The 21,710-nt window shown below is 32.6% G+C and carries 18 protein-coding genes and 2 tRNA genes; 15 read left to right on the top strand and 5 right to left on the bottom strand.

The window, feature by feature from the left end:
* Nucleotides 1-61: 61 nt before the first annotated feature.
* On the bottom strand, nt 62-913 hold the full coding sequence (locus tag J3U00_RS07285; protein WP_267332032.1) for a heme/hemin ABC transporter substrate-binding protein: 852 nt from the start codon (nt 911-913) through the stop codon (nt 62-64).
* A 753-nt stretch (nt 914-1,666) separates the two neighbouring features.
* Between J3U00_RS07285 and hutW the strand changes: the two genes are divergently transcribed.
* The 8 genes from hutW to J3U00_RS07245 all read left to right on the top strand — a co-directional run bounded on the left by hutW (nt 1,667) and on the right by J3U00_RS07245 (nt 9,856).
* Nucleotides 1,667-3,094: a heme anaerobic degradation radical SAM methyltransferase ChuW/HutW gene (hutW, locus tag J3U00_RS07280; RefSeq protein ID WP_416379893.1), complete on the top strand. Its 1,428-nt coding sequence runs from the start codon at nt 1,667-1,669 to the stop codon at nt 3,092-3,094.
* A gap of 11 nt (nt 3,095-3,105) precedes the next feature.
* Entirely contained in the window at nt 3,106-3,606 is a 501-nt protein-coding gene (gene hutX / locus J3U00_RS07275) for a heme utilization cystosolic carrier protein HutX (protein ID WP_065562481.1), read from the top strand.
* 17 nt (nt 3,607-3,623) lie between these two features.
* Nucleotides 3,624-4,262 (top strand): NAD(P)H-binding protein, encoded by a 639-nt coding sequence (locus J3U00_RS07270; RefSeq protein WP_267332030.1) that lies wholly within the window; start codon nt 3,624-3,626, stop codon nt 4,260-4,262.
* A gap of 23 nt (nt 4,263-4,285) precedes the next feature.
* Entirely contained in the window at nt 4,286-5,272 is a 987-nt protein-coding gene (locus J3U00_RS07265) for a FecCD family ABC transporter permease (RefSeq protein ID WP_141673919.1), read from the top strand.
* 16 nt (nt 5,273-5,288) lie between these two features.
* Complete coding sequence (locus J3U00_RS07260) at nt 5,289-6,062, top strand: heme ABC transporter ATP-binding protein (RefSeq protein WP_218058400.1); 774 nt, start codon at nt 5,289-5,291, stop codon at nt 6,060-6,062.
* A gap of 80 nt (nt 6,063-6,142) precedes the next feature.
* Nucleotides 6,143-7,144: a zinc transporter ZntB gene (gene zntB / locus J3U00_RS07255; RefSeq protein ID WP_267332029.1), complete on the top strand. Its 1,002-nt coding sequence runs from the start codon at nt 6,143-6,145 to the stop codon at nt 7,142-7,144.
* A 36-nt stretch (nt 7,145-7,180) separates the two neighbouring features.
* The gene (locus J3U00_RS07250; protein ID WP_065562484.1) at nt 7,181-7,948 is read left to right on the top strand and encodes a GNAT family N-acetyltransferase; all 768 of its coding nucleotides are present in this window, start codon (nt 7,181-7,183) and stop codon (nt 7,946-7,948) included.
* Between the two features lie 15 nt (nt 7,949-7,963).
* Nucleotides 7,964-9,856 (top strand): DNA topoisomerase III, encoded by a 1,893-nt coding sequence (locus J3U00_RS07245; protein ID WP_267332028.1) that lies wholly within the window; start codon nt 7,964-7,966, stop codon nt 9,854-9,856.
* A gap of 74 nt (nt 9,857-9,930) precedes the next feature.
* Here J3U00_RS07245 and J3U00_RS07240 read toward each other — a convergent pair whose 3' ends face one another.
* Complete coding sequence (locus J3U00_RS07240) at nt 9,931-10,620, bottom strand: hypothetical protein (RefSeq protein ID WP_267332027.1); 690 nt, start codon at nt 10,618-10,620, stop codon at nt 9,931-9,933.
* Between the two features lie 685 nt (nt 10,621-11,305).
* Between J3U00_RS07240 and mgtA the strand changes: the two genes are divergently transcribed.
* The gene (gene mgtA / locus J3U00_RS07235) at nt 11,306-14,014 is read left to right on the top strand and encodes a magnesium-translocating P-type ATPase (protein WP_065734202.1); all 2,709 of its coding nucleotides are present in this window, start codon (nt 11,306-11,308) and stop codon (nt 14,012-14,014) included.
* Between the two features lie 366 nt (nt 14,015-14,380).
* On the opposite strand, the gene J3U00_RS07230 is transcribed toward mgtA, so the two are convergent.
* Complete coding sequence (locus tag J3U00_RS07230) at nt 14,381-14,596, bottom strand: YdcH family protein (protein ID WP_065562488.1); 216 nt, start codon at nt 14,594-14,596, stop codon at nt 14,381-14,383.
* 102 nt (nt 14,597-14,698) lie between these two features.
* On the opposite strand from J3U00_RS07230, the gene J3U00_RS07225 reads away from it, so the two are divergent.
* On the top strand, nt 14,699-16,216 hold the full coding sequence (locus J3U00_RS07225; protein ID WP_267332026.1) for a helicase HerA-like C-terminal domain-containing protein: 1,518 nt from the start codon (nt 14,699-14,701) through the stop codon (nt 16,214-16,216).
* Nucleotides 16,217-16,255: 39 nt separating this feature from the next.
* Nucleotides 16,256-17,341, top strand: coding sequence for an AI-2E family transporter (locus tag J3U00_RS07220; protein ID WP_267332025.1), 1,086 nt, complete (start codon nt 16,256-16,258; stop codon nt 17,339-17,341).
* A 30-nt stretch (nt 17,342-17,371) separates the two neighbouring features.
* Here the strand turns inward: J3U00_RS07220 and bcp are convergent, their stop codons facing one another.
* The gene (gene bcp, locus J3U00_RS07215; RefSeq protein ID WP_065562491.1) at nt 17,372-17,845 is read right to left on the bottom strand and encodes a thioredoxin-dependent thiol peroxidase; all 474 of its coding nucleotides are present in this window, start codon (nt 17,843-17,845) and stop codon (nt 17,372-17,374) included.
* A 69-nt stretch (nt 17,846-17,914) separates the two neighbouring features.
* Complete coding sequence (gene hemL, locus J3U00_RS07210) at nt 17,915-19,207, bottom strand: glutamate-1-semialdehyde 2,1-aminomutase (protein ID WP_267330279.1); 1,293 nt, start codon at nt 19,205-19,207, stop codon at nt 17,915-17,917.
* 158 nt (nt 19,208-19,365) lie between these two features.
* Here hemL and erpA point away from each other — a divergent pair, with 158 nt between their 5' ends.
* From erpA to J3U00_RS07190, 4 genes are all read left to right on the top strand, one after another.
* Nucleotides 19,366-19,704, top strand: a complete 339-nt coding sequence (erpA, locus tag J3U00_RS07205) for an iron-sulfur cluster insertion protein ErpA (protein WP_065734199.1) — start codon at nt 19,366-19,368, stop codon at nt 19,702-19,704.
* 194 nt (nt 19,705-19,898) lie between these two features.
* Nucleotides 19,899-19,986 (top strand) — tRNA-Leu (locus J3U00_RS07200).
* A 22-nt stretch (nt 19,987-20,008) separates the two neighbouring features.
* Nucleotides 20,009-20,084: transfer RNA gene (locus J3U00_RS07195), tRNA-Gly, on the top strand.
* 305 nt (nt 20,085-20,389) lie between these two features.
* Entirely contained in the window at nt 20,390-21,586 is a 1,197-nt protein-coding gene (locus J3U00_RS07190) for an MFS transporter (RefSeq protein ID WP_267332024.1), read from the top strand.
* Nucleotides 21,587-21,710 lie beyond the last annotated feature (124 nt).

Genomic DNA, 21,710 nt, shown 5'->3' with positions numbered 1-21,710 from the left:
ACTTAATATGTTTAATGCGCGCATTTATTGCTTCAATTAATAAAAATATTATTAAAATAGTTTATTCAGGGTAAAAGCTTTGGAATAGCAATTTTGCTGCTTCATCAACTCTTGGCCCGATTCCAAATAAGTAACTATCATCTATAACCGTAATACGATTATTTTTAAATGCACTTGTTTCAGTAATACCTGGAATAGTATTGACTTTGTCTAAACCACCTAATTGATCAATCGAATATTTATTTAAAATGATAACTTCAGGATTGATAGCTATAATTGATTCTGCAGTGTAACTTTTGAAGCTATTATGCGTTGCCAAATTTTCACCACCAGCGATAGTAATTAATGCATCAATTGTAGTATTTTTACCTGCTACAGAATTGGAACCACTCATACTCATTAGGGATAAAACTTTTATTTTTTGTGGGTGAGTTGCGATTTTGGCTTGAATGTCGGCAAGATTGGTTTTAATTCTATTGATTAATTTTTCGCCTTCTTCTTGTTTATTTAATTTAGATGCAATTTTATTGATATTTTCGTATAACAGTTCAATTGTACCAGGTACACGCCTTAATGCTAATACATCTACTTTTGACTCAGACACTTTTTCGATAACATTATCAGGTTCTACATCATTTAATGTTATAAACAAGGTTGGTCTAAGCGATAAAACACCTTCAATATTTAATAATTTCCAATAACCGATTTGTGGCAATTGTTTAACTTTCTCAGGATAACTGCTTGTTTTATCAACACCTACGACATCATCTCCAGCACCTAGTGCGAATACAATTTCAGTAAGAGATCCTCCAGCAATAACAATTCTTTCATTTGCTGAACTATAATTGAGAAGGCTGTTGATACTAAATATTAGTAAAAATAGGCTAATCCTTTTTATAAAATTTTTCTTCATGATTTAATTTACCTACCATGGTTTTCAATTTTTATTTTTGGAAGAATAATATAGTGAAAATGATAACCATTATCAACATAAAATATTGGGGGATTTAATAGTAAAGCATTAGAAACTGATCAAGCATAAATGATAAATTAAAATTTATTTAAATAAATAATGATGTTATAACAAATTATTACAAAAATAATATATTGATATTTTGGGGGATATGAAAATTAGAATGATATCTTGTAGGGAAATTTTGGTACTTTTTATTTCTGTTTTAGTTTATTTAACTTAAATATAATTTTACTCATATTTTCATAGAGTAATTCTATTTTACCAGCTTCACATTTTGCACTTAATCATCAAGTTTTGATTGATTAAATAACTTAAGAAAATTATCGATTATGCTAAATATTATAAGGAATTAAGAAATAAAATTGACTTAAAATTACCGAAATATCAATACAAGATAAGCGTTTATTTGGGAAACAATAATGTTATCCATAGTAATTTCATCTTTAGCAAAATATGTAAATACAATTTGTATAAAGGTTCCACCAGTTACTAATCAATACAATAAATCGATCAGCATTAAAAAAAAGTTTTTATTTGCTAATTTTTTATGAAAATACTAGCGTTTAGTATGAAAACTGAGCATAAATTTTAAAAAATAATCAGATTTAAATAGATAAATAAGAAAATAATTAAAAAAATATTGATAAATGATAATAATTATTATTTAATTCACCGAGATTATTTTTATGAATGGATGTTATGAAATCATTTGATGTAAGTGCGTTTTACGCTTCAAACTCAGTTTTACCTTTTAAAGATCGTTGGGCAGTAATGCCTTTACAAGCAAGTTTACCAGTATCACCTCAAGAATTGGAACAACAATGGAGTATTGTTCAAAATTCAGATCTATCTGGACGAAAACGTCTAATTTATATACATATTCCTTTTTGTGATATTCATTGTCAATTTTGCGGATTTTATCAAAATCCATTGCGTAAGTTTGATACCAAAACTTATATTGATTACTTATTACAAGAAATATCCCTAGAAATTAACAATAAAGCGATGCAGTCTGCGCCAATTCATGCTATTTATTTTGGCGGTGGAACACCTTCAGCTTTAGCTGCAGGACAATTAGCTCGTGTAATAAATTATCTAAAAAAACATGCTCCTCTAGCACCTGACTGCGAAATTACTGTAGAAGGGCGAATTTCTGATTTCGATGAGGATAAAATTGATAGTTACATTGAGGCTGGGGCAAACCGTTTTTCGATAGGTATTCAGACCTTTAATACTGAAATTAGACAGCGATTAGGACGCCAGTCTTCTGAAAAAGAAATTATTAAAAGTTTTGAACGTATTGCTGCACGAGATAGTGTTGCTTTAGTTTGTGACCTTATGTTTGGATTACCTAATCAAACTCCAGTTACTTGGCAAAGAGATTTAGAAATTGCTGATCAATTGCCTCTCGATGGGGTTGATCTTTACTCCTTAAATCTTTTACCAACAACTCCATTAGCTAAAGGTGTTGAAAATAAAAGAATAGAGATTCCAACAGTAACTGATAAGTGCGATTTTTATCATCAAGGAGCTAAATATTTAGATAGACAGGGTTGGACTCATTTAACCAATGCTCATTGGGCAAAAACGAGTCGCGAACGGAATTTATACAATTTTTTAATCAAACAAGGCTCACACTTTTTTGGATTTGGTTCTTGTGCTGGTGGAAAGCTAGACGGGCAATCATATATGATCCATCGTGATTTAAATCAATATTATGCCTTATTAGATCAAGGTAAAAAGCCCCTAATGATGTTAACCGGTAAACCATTACTCGGTGACTGGCTGCATAAATTACAAGCAGGTATAGAAAAAGGGCGTGTTGATCTAACGCAACTTACCAATCAAGCTGAATTATTTGATCCATTAATCAAGCAATGGCATGAAGTAGGATTACTACAAAATGAAGATCGTTGTTTACGATTGACTTTATCGGGACGTTTTTGGTCAAGTAATATTGTACAAGCTTTGCAACAGCTTTTACTACAGCTTAATAATCCTGAGCATATCGAATTACAAAACAAGATGGCACAAGCTAGACAAGCCATGCAACAAGGTAATGGTATGCCTAAATCTCACCCACATATGCAAAACATCCAAGTAAAAACAGAAAATTAAAGGAAATTATTATGGCAGATAAACAAACCCTTTTAAATAGTCTTGCAACTTATATGCAATCTAACCCTGAAGAATTACTAGAGAAAATTGCCCAAGATCATAAAGTCACTATGACGCAAGTGATCCAAGCAATACCTGATGCAAAAATCGTAGATGGAAGTAACTTTGATACAATTTGGGAAGAAGTAACAACTTGGGGTGACGTATTGTTTTTGGTTCATACTGGTGACATTATTGCTGAAATTTCAGGTGAATTGCCTCCTGGAACTCATAGCCAAAAATACTTTAACTTACGCCATCAAAAAGGGTTAAGTGGTCACATAAAAGCAGAACATTGCCAATATATTGCATTTATTGAAAGAAAATTTATGAAAATGTCGACTGCTTCTATTATATTCCTTAATCATTTAGGTCAATCAATGTTTAAAATTTTTGTTGGGCGTGATGAAAAACATCAATTAAAAGCAGAACAACTTGAAAAATTTAGAGCTTTAGCAAAAAAAATCAATTAATTTTAAGAAACAATAAAATGAAAACAGTAATTATTTTTGGTGTAAGTTCAAAGCTAGGAACTGGTTATCAAGTATCTCAATTAATCAAACAATGCCACCCTGAGTGGCGTTGTATTGTATTAGTTCGTGATGCCGATTTTGCAAAACAATTATCTGAACAAGGTATTGAAACTCATGTTGGCGATGCAACTGACGTTGAATTAGTGAAACAGATATGTCAACAAAACGGTAGTGACGCGACAGTAATTTCAACTTTAGGTGGAGAAACGGGTAATTACATTGCTCAGCGCATTATCATTGATTGCGCAGAACAGGTTGGAATTAAACAAATGATATTAGTGACCTCGCTTGGTTGTGGTGATTCATGGTCAACATTATCCTTACGAGCTAAGCAAGCATTTGGTAATGCAGTTCGAGAAAAATCACTAGCTGAAGTTTGGTTACAAACCAGTTCATTAAATTATGTGATCTTAAGACCAGGTGGTTTACGAGATGGAGAAATAACAAATAATGGTGAATGTTATTTCGCTAAAGAAGTTCATGGTTTTGTATATCGCAAAGAATTAGCCAAAATCATCATCGATAAAATAGCTAATCAACAATTTGATAATCGTGCATATAGTGTGGTTGACCCAAGCTTAACGGTTAGTTATTAGTATTAAATATATGAGGGTAGTCGGTGCGAAAATCTAGTCAACAAATATTGTTAGTGGGATTATTTGCTTTACTTTTAATTTTAATTGTCTATTCGGCAAACTCTGGAGCATTAAAACTTTCTTTTAATCAACTAATGAGTATGTCATTCAATGATCCTTTATGGAATATTTGGTTCAACATTCGATTACCTAGAATTATACTCGCAGTAGTAGTTGGTATGGCATTAGCTAGTGCTGGCGCTGTTATGCAAGGATTATTCAGAAACCCTTTAGCTGATCCTGGTTTATTAGGTATTAGTAGTGGTGCAAGCCTAATGGTAGGTATAACGATATTATTTCCTGCCGTTTTTCCTCCGATTATGATGCTTTACGGAAAAATGATTGCTGCATTTGCTGGTAGTTTATCTATCTGTATTCTTATATACCTCTATAGTCTTAATGAACAATGTAATTTAGCTAAAATGATTTTGTTAGGGGTCGCAATTAATGCCATCATTGGCTCAATATTGGGAGGACTCAGTTACATTAGTGATGAATCACAATTACGTCAACTTTCGTTATGGTCAATGGGACATTTAGGAAAAGGCTCTTGGGACTTGGTCATTGTATCCATTTCTTTAATTTTACCTACGTTATTATGTGTTATTAAACTTGCTCATCATCTCAACATATTACAGCTGGGGGATGAAGATGCTCATTATTTAGGTATCAATGTTGAACGCACTAAACGCTATCTATTATTACTTAGTGCTGTACTGATTGGTACTTCTGTTGCAGTGAGTGGCATTATTGCTTTTGTTGGATTAGTTGTACCTCACATGATTCGTTTACAAGTCGGTGCAAACCATAAATGGCTAATACCTGGCTCTGCATTAGGTGGTGCTTGTTTACTTTTATTAGCTGATACTTTAGCTAGAACATTAGTTGCTCCAACTGAAATTCCTGTCGGTCTTTTAACCAGCCTAATTGGTGGTCCGTATTTTCTTTGGCTTATTCTGAGACATAAATAACTGATGGAGATTTATTGTGTTAACCGCTAAAAATTTAACATTTGGTTATGGTCGTCGAATGATAATTAATGATGTATCTTTATCAATAAATTCAGGCGAAATTGTAATTATCATTGGTCCTAATGGCGCAGGTAAGTCCACTTTATTGCGTTTACTAACAGGTTATCAAAAACCATTATCTGGTGAATGTTATCTATTAGATAAACCATTATCACAGTGGCCACAAAAACAATTAGCAAAAATAAGAACAGTTATGCTTCAACAAAGCCAACTTACTTTTCCTTTTAAAGTAAAAGAAGTAATAGCAATGGGACGAGCTCCTTATGGCAAAATACATTTTGATGAATCAATTCACGAAGTGATGGTACAAACTGATTGTTTACAATTTGCTGACCGAGATTATAGAGGTTTATCCGGAGGAGAACAGCAAAGAGTTCAATTAGCTAGAGTCTTAGCTCAATTGTGGCAACCGCAATCTAATGAAAAATTATTATTTTTAGATGAACCTACCTCTGCACTTGATCTTTATCATCAACAACATACTTTAAGATTATTAAAGCAGTTAGCTATTAAACAGAAATTGGCTGTATGTTGCATCTTACATGATCTCAATTTAGCTGCTTTGTATGCTGATAAAATTATTCTTGTTAACCAAGGAAAAATTGTAGAACAAGGCGTACCATCCGAAGTATTAACTGTTGAAAATATCAATCGATGGTATGGTGTTGAATTAGGTGTTTATAATCACCCTAAACATTCATCAATACCTCAAATCTATTTAAATCCTTAAAGGATAAATCTAATATCATCCGCTCCATTTTCATTCAAAATGAGTATATAATTAAGCAAACTTAACAATTGGGGCTGATGATGATTAACGAAAATAGTAATAATTCTATTCTGGTTTCAGATCTACTTGCAGCACACCCTGTCTTTAGTTGTCAATTGGATGGGAAGGGAAAAGCCAATCCTTTAAATGATAAAAGTGAAGCTTCAACTTCACAACCTTATTGGATACATCTTGATTTTGCTAAAAGCGAAACAATCAATTGGATTAACCAAACAAATTTAATTCCAGATCTTGTCAAAAATGAATTGATTAAACCCAATCAGTTTCCTAAAGAAATTCGCTTTGATACAGGCATTTTAGTCGTACTTAAAGGTGTTAATTTTACACCTAATGAGCTACCTGATCCTATTGTCACTTTCCGATTTTATATAACTGATAATTTTATAATATCAACTAGGCACCAAAAAATTGATGCCATCATCAAATTAAAAGAAAATTTAGAAAAAGGTATTGGCCCTGTAGATGTTGCTGATTGGCTAATTCAACTTTCTGAATTAATTTGTGATCAAGTTAATTTATCTTTTGATGGGGTTCACAATAAAATCATCAAATTGGAAGATCTATTATTAAATCAACGGATTTTTTCTCACAAGGAAATTGGAAGAGTTCGTAAACAACTTTTTATATTACGTCGTTTACTTTCCCCACAGCGCGATATATTTGTCAAAATTTCGACTGAAAGAATATCTTGGATTGATGACAATGATCGCCAGCGATTGCATGACATTTCTAGCCAACAAAATCACTATGTCTCTGAAATTGATAGTTGTTTGATTAGAATTGGTTCCGTTATGGAACAAATTAATAGCATTTTGGCCGAATCGACCAATAAACGTATTTATTTAATGTCCTTGTTTACCATCATTTTTACACCAATTACTTTTATCACTAGTTTGCTTGGTGTTAATTTGGCCGGCATTCCGTTCAATGAAAAAGAGTGGTCATTTATTGGGTTAATATTACTATTAATTCTGATCAGTATACTTTCAGTGGTATGGCTTAAGCTAAAAAAATGGTGGTAAAAAATTAAGCTTAAATATGAAAAAGGAAATATATTGATGTATTTTGATAAAATTATTAATAAAAAAGATATTGAATCATTATTTCAAAGTACAACTCAAACAATTATTCAAGCTTATTGGGAAGGAAATATCGGTTTTGCATATGCTGATGATTTATTGCGGCCTACATCAGTAGCAATTAATCTTGGTTGCTTCTTTTTTTTAGCAGGTCAACCAAACCAGCAAATGCTTCACTATATTCCAAAAGTATATAGTGATGATTATGCAATTCTTATCCCTATTGATAAAACTTGGCAAAATTTAATTGAAAATGTATATCGCAACAATTATGAAAAAATTACACGTTATAGTTTTTATACTCCTACAGAATTTGATATTCAGAAACTACAATTAATTATCTCAAAATTACCTGAAAACTATCAATTAAAAGCTATTGATGAAAAGTATTATCAGCAAATTCTCAATCTTGAATGGGCTAAAGACTTGTGTAAAAACTTTAACTCATACTTGGATTTTGAAAAATCAGGATTGGGATTTATTATTTTAAAAGATAATGTTATTGTTTCTGGTGCATCATCTTATTTAGCATATAATAATAGTATCGACATTGAAGTCGATACAATAGTTGAGGAAAGACGAAAAGGACTTGCATTGATTAGTTCGGCAAAGTTAATTTTAGCTTGCCTAGATCGTCAAATAACACCTAACTGGGATGCTCACAACAAGCCCTCTTTAAAGCTTGCTACTGAGTTGGGTTATATTTTAAATCAACCCTATAATGCTTATGTCGTTTGGAATTTATGATTAACACTAATTATTATGCAATCTAAAGAACCTTATCGTCTATTTATTGCCGAAAAACCGAGCTTAGCTAGAGCTATTGCTGATGTTTTGCCTAAACCCCACCAAAAGGGAAATGGATTTATCAAAGCCAGTAATGGTGATATTGTTAGCTGGTGTATTGGGCACTTATTAGAACAAGCAACACCTGAAATATATGATGAACGCTATAAAAAGTGGGTTTTAGACGATCTACCCATTGTTCCTGCAAAATGGATATTGATACCCAAAAATAGTACCGAAAAACAATTTAACACCTTAGTTGAATTGATTAAATCAGCTGAACAAATTGTACATGCGGGTGACCCAGATAGAGAAGGGCAATTATTAGTTGATGAAGTACTTAACTATTGCCAGTTACCACCAGAAAAGCGGAAAACTATTCAACGTTGTTTAATCAGCGATTTGAATGCTAGTGCTGTTGAAAAATCACTTGAGCAATTACGTAGTAATCAAGATTTTATCCCATTATCGACTTCTGCTTTAGCAAGAGCAAGAGCTGATTGGTTATATGGGATGAATATGAGTCGTGTTTGTACTCTTGTGGGGCAACGAAGCGGTTATCGTGGTGTACTTTCTATTGGGCGCGTACAAACACCGATTTTAGGATTAGTAGTTAGACGAGATTTAGAGATAGCGCAATTTGTTCCTAAACCATTTTATGAAGTTTATGCCATATTACAAACCAAGGATAACGAAACCTTCAAGGCCAAATGGCAACCAAGCGAGGCATGTGAACCTTATCAAGATGAAGAGGGCAGAGTTTTAGTTAAAGGTTTAGCAGAAAACGTTTGTCAACGAATTAAAGATCAGACAGGTACTATTGATAAAGTAAGTAATAAAAAGAAAGAACTTGCACCACCTATGCCATTTAATTTATCTGCTTTACAAATTGAAATGGCAAAACGAAATGGTCTAAGTGCACAAGATGTGCTTGATATTTGCCAATCATTATATGAAAAACATAAATTAATTACCTATCCTCGTTCAGATTGCCGTTTTTTGCCGGAAGAGCACTTAACACAAATTAATGGTGTAAAATCTGCGATTGAAAACAATTGTTCTGCGTTACAATTTGCAATTAATAATGCTGATTTCACTTTACGTTCCAAAGCTTGGAATGATAAAAAAGTTGAGGCTCACCACGCTATTATTCCAACATTGCGTAAAGTGAGAGCCGAAAGTTTATCTAGTAATGAATTAGCCGTCTATCAAGTGATTGCTACACAATACTTAGCACAATTTTATCCAGCTTATAAATATGCTGAGTTACAGATTGATGTTGATATCAATGGTGGTAAATTTATCTCTAAAGCCAATCAAATGTTGGACGAAGGCTGGAAAGTACTGTTTAGAAGTAAAAATTATCAAGCAGAGAACGATACCGATAATAGTGAGAATAATGGTTTATTAACTAAATTAGTTAAAAAAGGCGAATCAGTCCTATGTATTGATACCGAATTACTCAGTAAAGAAACTCAACCTCCAAGACCATTTACGGATGCGACTTTACTTTCTGCAATGACAGGTATAGCTAGATTTGTTAAAGATCCTGAGATAAAAAAAATATTACGCGAAACTGATGGATTAGGTACTGAGGCAACAAGAGCTGGTATTATTGAGCTTTTATTTAAACGTCAATTTTTAACGCGTCAAGGTAAATCAATTCGTTCAACGAAAGTAGGCCAAAATTTGATTTTATCATTACCGGAAAGTGTTTCAATGCCAGATATGACTGCACATTGGGAGTTACAGCTAGAGGAAATTAGTAAAAAAGAATTCAGTTATCAACAATTTATGTATCAATTAAATTCGTCTTTGCTTACATTAGTTGAACAGTTAAAAAATTCAAGATTGAAAATTCAATCATAAATTTCTATTAGCAAAAGGACATTAAATAGTTTTATTATTTATTGTCCTGTCTAATAATAAAATCTAAATAATGATTATTCTTCTAAATCCGTAGACTCTTTTTTGTCAATTTCTTTAGAGAGTGTATCAATTGGTCTATTTTCATCGAGGATTTTAGCAAATACTTTATTTGCTCTAATTAAAAATTGTCTATCCTTTAAAAGGATGCGGTAACTATTTAATCTTTTTAATGGTCCTTTAGCAAATTGCGCAATAATGATTATTAGAACAAAAATCGTCAATACAGAAATAATGACATTAATAATCCATTCTGATTTGAAAATAGTATTGAGATTATATATAACCATAAAAAAGGTAAATAGACTAACAGCAGCAGTTAAAATCACGTCTTTAATTAAAAAAGGTCTAAGAAATGTAATACGGTTTTTTTCAATACCGAAATATTGAGTTAATTGATTTAATTGACTCAATTCAATAACATTATGAATATCTGCATTAACAACAGAAATAGCAATTCTTTCTTTGTTAATATTGCCTGGTTTATAAAAACAAACTTTTTCCCAAATCAGTTTTTTCTTGATATTGTTTAAATAATCTTTTTGATAACTAGGTTGAGGTACTTTTTCTAATATATCTGTATATCTAATAATATTGTCAAAGTAATTATTAGGTGTGTTTCTTTTATAAATAAAGCCAATAATTGATAGAGCGAAGATAATAAATAAATTAAACCAATTATCTTGCAACAATTGAGTAATATCCATCCAATTTAACCAGTGTTGTTAACAATTGGTTAATTGTAACTGATATTATGTAAAACGGGTATTAATTCTACATTTCATCATCCTAGTAGTGGTGTTTTTAATCAATTGCAACTTTATTACAAGTAATCGGTTGACTTCTTGAATGTAAAAGCGTATAAAGTGCTCGCCTTTGAGCTTTTCTTACTTTTTTAACGATAAGAGATGGTTAAAAATGAGGTTTAAGAAAAGTTGAAATACAAAGTGATGAGTTCAATTTACAGGAGAAATATGGACAGTCAATCGGGTCACCCCAAACTATGGGGAGATAAATTCAAACACATCATTATCGGTTAATGAACCTGTCTAAATAGTTATTTTTTCAGTTCACAAGCCGAAATTGATAAAAACGGTAACGGTGAACGATATGCAGTTTTCTACACGCTATCACACAAATTCAAAATACCTTTGTGCTCATAAAGCACTTTTGCGAGTGTTATATCTGACAGATAAGCATTTAGAGCCACCTAGTTGTATCTAACTTTTAATTAATATTATTTTTAATATTTTTATTTCATGTTAAGCCTTAACTGCAATGGTTAGTTATTGCTTTACGTTTAAATTTTAGTCGATAAGAACTTAATAACTCCTAGTTTAACGTTAACTAAGAGCGGGTTCCTTTTGCCTGAAAAATAGATAGGTACAAACTATGATTAAAAAAACATCTCAAGTAAAGACAGATAATACTTTAAACATAAAAGCACTTGAAGAAGCTCAGAATAGCTTAGATAGCATTTTGTCTAAATTTCAATCAAGTCTTTCGGGGTTAACTCAAGAAAATGTAAAATCTCGATTGGAACAGTATGGTAAAAATGAAGTGGCTCGAGAAAAAGTGCCATCAGCTTTTGTCCAGTTACTTTTAGCTTTTAAGAACCCATTTATATTTGTACTATTAATATTAGCACTGGTAAGTTTTTTTACTGATTACTGGTTGCCATTACAAAACGGTGAAGAGACAGATCTAACTGGAATTATTATCATTTTAACCATGGTAACACTTAGTGGATTATTGCGTTTTTGGCAGGAGTTTCGTTCAAATAAAGCTGCTGAAGCATTAAAGTCAATGATCCGAACTACAGCCACAGTTCTACGTCGTCGTAATAAAAATATGCCAACTGAGCATATTGAAGTTCCTTTAAGCGATATCGTTCCTGGAGATATTGTGTTTTTATCAGCTGGGGACATGATTCCTGCCGATATTCGTTTAATCGAATCTCGAGATTTATTTGTGAGTCAAGCGGTGTTAACCGGTGAATCAATTCCAGTTGAAAAATATGACACCTTAGGCGCGGTATCGCAAAAAACGACAGAAGAGATAGATTCTTCAAAAATTGATAAGGACAATGTACTTGATGTAAACAATATTTGTTTTATGGGCACCAATGTAGTGAGTGGAACAGCTAAAGCTATTGTTGTTGCAACAGGTGCTGATACACATTTTGGTTCATTAGCAAAATCAATAGTGGGTTCAAGAGCCGAAACCTCATTTGATCGCGGTGTAAATAGCGTAAGTTGGTTACTAATTCGCTTTATGTTAGTGATGGTTCCGATTGTATTACTAATAAATGGATTTACCAAAGGCGATTGGGGGGAAGCAACATTATTTGCATTAGCTGTTGCTGTTGGTTTGACGCCTGAAATGTTACCGATGATTGTTAGTGCAAATCTAGCTAAAGGTGCTGTTGGCATGGCAAAACGAAAAGTTGTGGTAAAACGTTTGAATGCTATTCAAAACTTTGGCGCGATGGACATTTTATGTACTGATAAAACAGGTACTTTAACACAAGATAAAATCATTTTAGAACATCACTTAGACATTAATGGGCAGATTGATCCATCTGTTTTACAACTGGCCTGGCTCAATAGTTACTATCAAAGTGGAATGAAAAACTTGATGGATAAAGCGATCATCCGTTTTGCTGAAGAAAAAACCAGTGTTAAAAAAGTGGGTGTAGGTCTTTATAAAAAAATTGATGAATTACCATTTGATTTTGTTCGCCGTCGTTTATCGGTTGTTGTACAAGGCAATGATGAAAATCATTTAATGATCTGTAAAGGCGCAGTTGAAGAAATGCTATCTATTTCAGATTTTGTTTATGAAAACGGCGAGTATTTACCGTTAGACGAAAATCGTAAACAAGCATTGATTGAACTTGCACACAATTATAATAAAGATGGATTTAGAGTGTTAGCAGTAGGTGTAAAAGATATTTCAGCATCACAAACTAAAGCTCAATATAGTGTCCAAGATGAAAAATCATTAGCCATTCGTGGTTTTTTGACTTTCTTAGATCCACCTAAAGAGAGTGCTTATGAAGCTATTTCTGCATTGAATGAACATGGTGTTGGCGTTAAAGTTCTAACTGGTGACAATGAAATCATCACGATTAAAGTATGCCGAGAAGTTGGCTTAGAACCGGGTATACCTTTACTTGGTAACGACATTGAAAAAATGAGTGACGCTGAGTTAAAAGAGCAAATTGAGCAACGCACTATTTTTGCTAAGTTGACTCCATTACAAAAATCTCGAATCATTAGATTGTTACAAAGTAATGGTCATACTGTTGGATTTTTAGGTGATGGTATTAATGATGCGCCAGCGTTGAGAGATGCAGATGTTGGTATTTCAGTGGACACCGCTACTGATATCGCTAAAGAATCAGCTGATATCATTTTGCTTGAAAAAAGCTTACTTGTATTAGAAGAAGGTGTAATTTGCGGACGCGAAACTTTCGGTAATATTATGAAATACCTAAATATGACCGCAAGTTCTAACTTTGGTAACATCTTCTCTGTATTAGTGGCTAGTGCATTTCTACCATTTTTACCAATGCTTGCGATTCATTTGCTTATCCAAAACTTATTATATGATATCTCACAATTATCATTACCTTGGGATAAGATGGATGAAGAGTTTTTACAAAAACCTCGTAAATGGGATGCACAAAATATTGGACGTTTTATGATCTGGATTGGACCAACATCCTCTATTTTTGACATAACAACATATGCATTGATGTGGTTTGTTTTTGGTGCTAATAGTGTTGCAGCTGAATCATTGTTTCACTCAGGTTGGTTTATCGAAGGATTGTTATCACAAACTTTAGTTGTACATATGCTAAGGACTCAGAAAATACCATTTATACAAAGTACCGCGGCATTCCCAGTTATAGTAATGACTATGCTAATTATGGCGGTGGGTATTTATATTCCTTTTTCACCAATAGGTAGCCTAATTGGTCTTCAACCATTACCATGGTCCTATTTTCCATGGTTAGTTGCAACATTATTAAGTTACTGTGTGGTTGCTCAAATAATGAAAAGGATTTACATAAAACGCTTTGGACAATGGTTCTAAAATAACAAAATTGATGTAAGTGATGCTTACATCATTAACTAAAGAAGTATAAATATTGAACTATGTGTTATAGTAGTGATGAATACACATATTGATAAATATAATTGATAATAATATTTGTATAAATAATCGAGCTTTTTAGAAATGTTTTTAAGGAGCCTATAAATAACAATAAGAGGAGTAAAAAATGAAAACCCCACACAAAAATTTAATTACACTAATCAAACATCGCAAACTGAAAAAAGAACAAGAGAAAGTTAATAAATAACTTTCTATAAATGATTTGCAAAAAATTGCTATAAAATTAAACCCCATAGCTTGGGGTTTTATAACACAATAAAGCTTTATAAGCTTATATTTGATGAGTTATTTAGAAGCTTTTTTCAAAATTTCGTAAAGTTCATCTTTTAATTTTAGCTTCAGTTTTTTTAGACTTTCAATCGTTTCCGAAGTATCAATTGCAATACCAGACTCGATATTTTTAATTTTTTGATCGAGCTCATTGTGCTCATCAAATAATTTTTGGAAATGTAAATCTGAGTTTTTTAGTTTAGAGATTAAATCACGGTATTCTGGAAACATACAGCCTCCTTATAAGATTAATTAAAATAATAGCAGTTAACAATAATTCAGCTTACAATATTCTCAATTGTTTTAATAGCAATTTTTGAATGGGAGATGTCTATGAATGAAAAGATCGTTATTGCAAAAAGTGAAGGTAATGATTTATACATCCTTGCATCGTTGGCTAATCGCCATGGTTTAATTACTGGTGCAACAGGTACAGGTAAAACCGTAACCCTACAAAAGATGGCGGAAAAATTCTCGCAGATTGGTGTACCCGTGTTTCTTGCTGATGTAAAAGGTGATTTGACCGGTTTAGGGGAAAATGGCCTATTATCTGAAAAATTAAAAGCACGGCTAGAAAGTATTGGTGTAAAAGATTGGCTTCCTAATTCTTCTCCTTTAGAAATATGGGATGTATTTGGTGAAAATGGTATTCCCGTTCGCAGTACAGTTTCCGATATAGGTCCTATATTATTAGGGCGATTATTAAATCTCAATGACATTCAATCTGGCGTTCTACAATTAGTTTTTAAAATTGCCGATGATAATGGATTATTATTACTAGACTTTAAGGATTTAAGAACATTCATCCAATTTATTGGTGATAACGCTAAAAAATTTACTACCCAATATGGCAATATAAGTTTATCAACTATTGGTGCTATTCAACGTGGATTGCTTACTTTAGAACAGCAAGGTGCTGAATTCTTTCTCGGTGAGCCGATGTTTGATATACATGATTTAATGCAAACTAATGTTGATGGTCGTGGTGTTATTAATATTTTATCTGCCAGTAAATTATATAATTCACCAAAATTATATTCAGTATTTTTACTTTGGTTATTATCAGAACTATTCGAGCATTTACCAGAAGTAGGTGACCTTGATAAACCAAAACTTGTATTTTTCTTTGACGAAGCACATTTACTTTTTAATGATATTTCTCCCGCATTATTAGAAAAAATCGAACAAGTTGTTCGCCTTATTCGTTCTAAAGGAGTGGGGATTTATTTTGCTACACAAAGCCCAACCGATATTCCAGAAACTATCCTTGGTCAATTGGGGAATCGAGTGCAGCACGCTTTACGAGCATTTACACCTAAAGATCAAAAAGCAGTCAAAGTGGCAGCTCAAACCATGCGAGCTAACCCAAATTTTAACACTGAAAAAGCTATTATGGAGCTTGGGGTAGGAGAGGCTTTAATTTCATTTCTAGATGAAAAGGGGCGCCCTAATATTGTTCAACGCGGAATGATAATAGCGCCAGAATCAAAAATGGGGCCTATGGATATAGAAAAACAGTTGACGATTATTCAAAAATCTCGCTTTTATGATAAATATTCAAAAACCATCGATCGCGAATCAGCCTACGAAAAACTTAAACAGGGTTTTAGTATAGATACTGAAAATAGTCAAAATTCAATAGAAACTGATTCCAATCAGAATTCATCTGATAAAGAGGAACATGGTGGTATAATGGACTTTTTAAGTTCACTTATTTTTGGTAGAACCGGCCCAAAAGGTGGACAGCATGACGGTATCGTTCAAAGTGTTGCTAAAAGTGCGACCAGACAGATGGTAAATCAAATTGGAAGACAAATTACTCGAGGAATCTTGGGTGGTTTCAAAAAATAGGTTAGATTAAAACCAATAAACTATAAAAAGGAGTTATAGATGTTAAAATTGTTTATTGAATGGTACAAAAAACGCTTTAGCGATCCTCATGTGGTTTCGTTAATGATTGTTATCATTGTTTTATTTTTTATCATCTATTTTTTCAATAAGATTTTACTGCCTATTTTGATTGCTATTGTTTTATCTTATCTACTAGATAGACCGGTTAAGTATTTACAACAAAAGAGAGTTCCTCACACATTAGCTGTTGTTATTGTACTATTTGTATTTATGTTTGTCGGCTTAACCGGAATTATGATTTTGTTACCATTGATTTGGCAACAAGGTGTTAGTTTAATAACAAATATCCCAAATATGTTGAATTTTGTAAATAAATTCATCACATCATTGCCCGAACATTATCCGGAGCTTATCGATGTTGGTCTATTTGACTCAATACTCCAAGGTATAACTAATAAAGTTATGCAAACAGGTAACTCATTGCTCCAGTTTTCAATTAGCTCACTGTTTAGCTTAGTCTCTGTTGCTATAAATGCGGTATTAGTTCCGATTATTATGTTTTTCTTATTGAAAGATAAATCTAAGATATGGGGATATTGTTCGAAAATATTACCAAAAAATCGAACAATATTAAACAAAGTAGCTACAGAGATGGATCAACAAATATCTAATTACATAGTCGGTAATGTTTTACACATCATTATTTTAACTGCCTGTGTCTATATTCCATTTTGGTATTTTGGTTTAGATTATGGATTATTGTTAGCAGTGTTAGTTGGTGTTTCAGTACTTATTCCTTACATTGGTATTATTATTTCAAGTATCCCTATTGTCCTAATTGCACTTTTCCAATGGGGGGTTACTGCACAATTTGGATATTTAATGTTCTTTTATATCCTTATTCAGGCTCTTGATGGCAATTTATTGGTTCCTTATCTTTTCTCTGAAAAACTTAACTTGCATCCTTTAGTGATTATTGTAGCTGTTATCATTTTTGGCGGGTTATGGGGATTTTGGGGCGTATTTTTTGCTATACCGTTAGCAACTTTAGTTAAAGCGATTATAAATGCTTGGCCAAATCTTGAAGAAATTAATAATATTAAAAATGAAAAAAAAGCAGATTAATGAAAATATAATCTGCTTTAATTAGAAGTGTTAACTATGGTTCTTAAGATAATCTAAAACCACAGTGTGATGGTTGGTCGTTTTGAAGTCATCAAAGACTTTCTCGATCTTACCATCTTTACCAATCAAAAAGCTTATACGATGGATACCGTCATAAGTTTTTCCCATAAACTCTTTTTCGCCCCAAACACCAAACGCTTCAGAGGTTTTATGATCCTCATCTGAAAGTAGCGTAAAATTCAACAATTCTTTATCAACAAAGCGCGATAGCTTTTCAGGTTTATCCGTACTAATACCAATAACAACTACATTATATTTCTTAAAATCGTCAGCACTGTCTCGTAAATTGCAAGCTTGTACTGTACAACCAGGAGTCATCGCTTTCGGATAGAAATAGAGCAAAATACGCTGACCTTTGAAATCTTTTGAACTAATTAGCTCACCATCCTGATCAGGCAGAGAAAATTGAGGTGCTTTTTCACCTTCTTTTAAAGGATTAACCATAAATTTATTACCTATGTTAATAGTTAAAATTTTAATCGCTATGGGTATAATTTACTATATTTTATCAAATTAACTTATGTTTTTAAAAAAACGACTTGCTGCATCAATCGTATGATCGATTTCTTTATCTGTGTGCATAAGTGACATGAAACCTGCTTCGAAAGCTGAAGGCGCAAAGTAAACCCCTTCGGCGAGCATATGATGATAGAATTTTTTGAATAATTCAACATCACAATTCATTACATCCTTATAACTGCTCACTTCTAGAGCATTTGTAAAGAAAAATCCAAACATTCCTCCTGCATGATTAACCACAAACGGAATATTATATCGTTTTGCTTCTGCATATAGGCCATTAACTAGTGATGCAGTTTTTTCTTCTAACTCTGAATAAATACCAACATCCATTAACTTTGTCAACGTGGCATAACCCGCTGCCATAGCAACAGGATTCCCTGAAAGTGTTCCTGCTTGATAAATTGGTCCAGTTGGTGCTAATTGTTGCATAATTTCAGCACGCCCGCCAAAAGCACCTACAGGCATACCGCCACCTATAATCTTACCTAAGCAAGTCAAATCAGGAACTAAATCATAATATTCTTGAGCTCCGCCAAGTGCAACTCTAAACCCAGTCATTACCTCATCAATAATTAATAAAGCCCCGTAAGTATCACACAAGCTTCTTAATCCTTGTAAGAACGATTTTTTAGCTGGGACACAATTCATATTGCCTGCCACAGGTTCAATAATAATTGCAGCAATTTCATTAGGATATTGCTCAAATTGTTTTTTTACTGATTCTAAATCGTTATAATCACAAACTAATGTATGCTTAACAAAATCCTCAGGCACACCCGGTGAAGTAGGGTGTCCAAAAGTGAGCGCACCAGAACCGGCTTTAACAAGCAAATAGTCAGCATGTCCATGGTAACAACCTTCAAATTTGATTATTTTGTCACGTCCTGTATAGCCTCGTGCAAGGCGAATTGCACTCATAGTTGCCTCAGTGCCTGAATTCACCATACGTAACATTTCTATTGATGGAATCAATTGTGTAACTAGGTTAGCCATTTTTGTTTCTATTTCGGTTGGCGCACCATAACTCAAACCATTACGAACAGCGTTAATAACTGCATTGGCAACATCAGGGTCATTATGACCTAAAATCATAGGCCCCCATGATCCGACATAATCAATATAAGCTTTTTCATCAACATCATAAATATAAGCACCATTAGCTTTCTCTATAAATAATGGCGTACCACCAACTCCATTAAAAGCACGTACAGGTGAATTAACACCACCTGGCATAAAAGCCATTGCTTCGCGGTAAAGTATTTCAGATTTAAATGTTTTAAGCATAATTATGGTCTTCTTTATAGTAATTGTTGTCGTATTTATTCATAAAATTAACTTAAATTCAAGCAAGCTATTACAAATTTAACTAATTGATGTTTTCATTTTGTATTTTATTTTTTCAAGAGTATATAATATATCAGTACTTAAAGTAGGAGAATAAAATGAGCGATGCGTTACCCATTAATTTTACTGATGCTGCTGCAAACAAGGTAAAAACTTTAGTAACGGAGGAAGAAAATCCAAATCTTAAATTAAGAGTCTATATCACTGGTGGTGGTTGTAGTGGATTCCAGTATGGTTTCACATTTGATGAAAAAGTAAATGAAGATGATCTGGCGATCGAAAAAAATGGTGTTTCACTTATTATTGATCCTATGAGTTTACAATATCTTGTTGGAGGCACCATAGACTATATTGAAGGATTACAGGGTTCTCGTTTTGTTGTTGATAACCCAAACGCAACTACAACCTGTGGTTGTGGATCATCTTTCAGCGTCTAATTAGTAACAAAACATTAGCCAAAATTTTTATTTATATTAAATCCAAATTTTAAGGGAATTGATTAAAATTTCCTTAAATGTGACAAACATTGAGCAGTTAGACAATTATTTTAATTTTTTTATTGACGTAAATTTTAAGATAGGTAAAATGCACAGCATCCAAAACGCAGTTACCTTTCGGTAATAAGTTTTGAGCCCGGGTGGTGAAATCGGTAGACACAAGGGATTTAAAATCCCTCGGCCTTTTTGGCCGTGCGAGTTCAAGTCTCGCCCCGGGCACCATTAAAAACACTTTTTTTTGTAAGCGGGAATAGCTCAGTTGGTAGAGCGCAACCTTGCCAAGGTTGAGGTCGCGAGTTCGAACCTCGTTTCCCGCTCCAATTTTTTTTCAATCATTATCCTCAATCAAATTTATCATTGAAATTCATTACTCAATTCGTATTACAAATAAACTATCTAGATTTTTTTCATAGCTAGAAATATTCAATTTTTTATAATCTTTTAAAAAATGCTTCTCCACTTTCCAATTCTGAGATGATTATTTAAAAAATTTATCTAAATTAACAATAATTAATTAATAAAACTATTTCAAAGATTATTTTTCCTTTTATTCAGATACTTTTACCGCTAATATTGAGCCAGTTAATTTTATAAGATTTTTAAATTTGTATTGGAGTATTAACTAATGAGTAATCACAGCTCATATTCGATAGCTGGCTCTATCTATGCTAATTACATTATTCAAAGTATTGCTTTAATAGTAATTATGCAATTTTCTGTCGAAATTTCTGCACAATTAAAAACTGATGATGTTATAGGTATTGGTTACGTTGCATCAGGAATAGGATATGGAAAAATATTATTAATGTTTATTGGAGGAATACTATCTGATAAATTTGGACGCAAACCATTTATCCTTATGGGCATGTCTTGTTATATTATCTTTTTCGTTGGGACTCTCTTTTGTCACAATATACATGTTGCATTTTGTTTGGCTATGTTTATTGGTGCTGGAAACTCATTTTTAGATACCGGCTCCATGCCTGCTTTAACCGAATGCTTTCCTCGTTCGGCAGGTACTGCAAGTGTTTTAATTAAAGCATTTATTTCAATAGGAACGTTAGTCTTACCATTCATTGTTACATTCTTTCATGCTTATGATTTATGGTATGGCTATGCTTTCATCGGTTTTGTTACTTTTATCATTATTAATTTTTTACTTTTAGCGCCAAGAACATTTCCTTCCAAAAATACAGTTATTTGTGGCAATGAAGGCCATAGTGACTATTTCATTGGTAAACCGAATATTTTCTTTGAAGGTATTTTATTAATAATTATGGGCTTCACCACCACTGCAACCTTTGTCATCATTTTACAATGGCTACCTGCGATTGCAGAGAAAGGTATAGGAATGGAACCAATCGCTTCCAAACAATTGATCAGTTATTATAGTACTGCATCAATAGTTTCTGTGTTTACAACAGCCTATATTGTTAAAAAATTCATAAAACCAATTTATTGCATTATTATATTGCCGTTACTTTCTGCATTAACTTTATTAATGTTTTTATTTAATCTTAATCCTACAATGAGTTTAATTGTGGCAATAGGAATGGGATTAACAGCAGCAGGAGGTATATTACAACTCACCTTAGTTGTTATGCAGCAGCTATTTCCTGATCGTAAAGGGTTTGCAGTTGGAACAATGTATACTTTCAGTGGTTTATCATTTATTGTCATTCCCCTAATAGTCCCTAAGTTAGCATTAATCAATGTTAGCTATGCTATCTTAGTCGATCTAGTTGTTGCATTATCAAGTGTAATATTAGGATTAATTGTTTATTCACGTTTCAAAAAAGTTATTGATATGAATAAAATTTAATGACTTTCAGCAATACTAAAAAAGCACCTTATCACGATAAGGTGCTTTACGATGATAAGTAATTTAAAGTAAAAAAAATGGTAAATTAGTAAACCTAGAATTTTTAGAAAGTTATCTTAAACAT

This window comes from Gilliamella sp. B3127, assembly GCF_026536935.1.
In the GTDB taxonomy this organism is placed as follows: Bacteria; Pseudomonadota; Gammaproteobacteria; order Enterobacterales; family Orbaceae; genus Gilliamella; species Gilliamella apicola_E.
This window is presented reverse-complemented; position numbering and strand designations above follow the sequence as displayed.

What these genes read in the sequence shown, in the direction of transcription:
- hutW (WP_416379893.1), top strand. Translation starts at nt 1,667, where the DNA reads ATGGATGTTATGAAATCATTTGATGTAAGTGCGTTTTACGCTTCAAAC.
- mgtA (WP_065734202.1), top strand. Translation starts at nt 11,306, where the DNA reads ATGATTAAAAAAACATCTCAAGTAAAGACAGATAATACTTTAAACATA.
- bcp (WP_065562491.1), bottom strand. Translation starts at nt 17,845, where the DNA reads ATGGTTAATCCTTTAAAAGAAGGTGAAAAAGCACCTCAATTTTCTCTG.
- J3U00_RS07225 (WP_267332026.1), top strand. Translation starts at nt 14,699, where the DNA reads ATGAATGAAAAGATCGTTATTGCAAAAAGTGAAGGTAATGATTTATAC.
- J3U00_RS07240 (WP_267332027.1), bottom strand. Translation starts at nt 10,620, where the DNA reads ATGGATATTACTCAATTGTTGCAAGATAATTGGTTTAATTTATTTATT.
- hutX (WP_065562481.1), top strand. Translation starts at nt 3,106, where the DNA reads ATGGCAGATAAACAAACCCTTTTAAATAGTCTTGCAACTTATATGCAA.
- J3U00_RS07285 (WP_267332032.1), bottom strand. Translation starts at nt 913, where the DNA reads ATGAAGAAAAATTTTATAAAAAGGATTAGCCTATTTTTACTAATATTT.
- J3U00_RS07220 (WP_267332025.1), top strand. Translation starts at nt 16,256, where the DNA reads ATGTTAAAATTGTTTATTGAATGGTACAAAAAACGCTTTAGCGATCCT.
- J3U00_RS07190 (WP_267332024.1), top strand. Translation starts at nt 20,390, where the DNA reads ATGAGTAATCACAGCTCATATTCGATAGCTGGCTCTATCTATGCTAAT.
- zntB (WP_267332029.1), top strand. Translation starts at nt 6,143, where the DNA reads ATGATTAACGAAAATAGTAATAATTCTATTCTGGTTTCAGATCTACTT.
- J3U00_RS07270 (WP_267332030.1), top strand. Translation starts at nt 3,624, where the DNA reads ATGAAAACAGTAATTATTTTTGGTGTAAGTTCAAAGCTAGGAACTGGT.
- hemL (WP_267330279.1), bottom strand. Translation starts at nt 19,207, where the DNA reads ATGCTTAAAACATTTAAATCTGAAATACTTTACCGCGAAGCAATGGCT.
- J3U00_RS07230 (WP_065562488.1), bottom strand. Translation starts at nt 14,596, where the DNA reads ATGTTTCCAGAATACCGTGATTTAATCTCTAAACTAAAAAACTCAGAT.
- erpA (WP_065734199.1), top strand. Translation starts at nt 19,366, where the DNA reads ATGAGCGATGCGTTACCCATTAATTTTACTGATGCTGCTGCAAACAAG.
- J3U00_RS07250 (WP_065562484.1), top strand. Translation starts at nt 7,181, where the DNA reads ATGTATTTTGATAAAATTATTAATAAAAAAGATATTGAATCATTATTT.
- J3U00_RS07245 (WP_267332028.1), top strand. Translation starts at nt 7,964, where the DNA reads ATGCAATCTAAAGAACCTTATCGTCTATTTATTGCCGAAAAACCGAGC.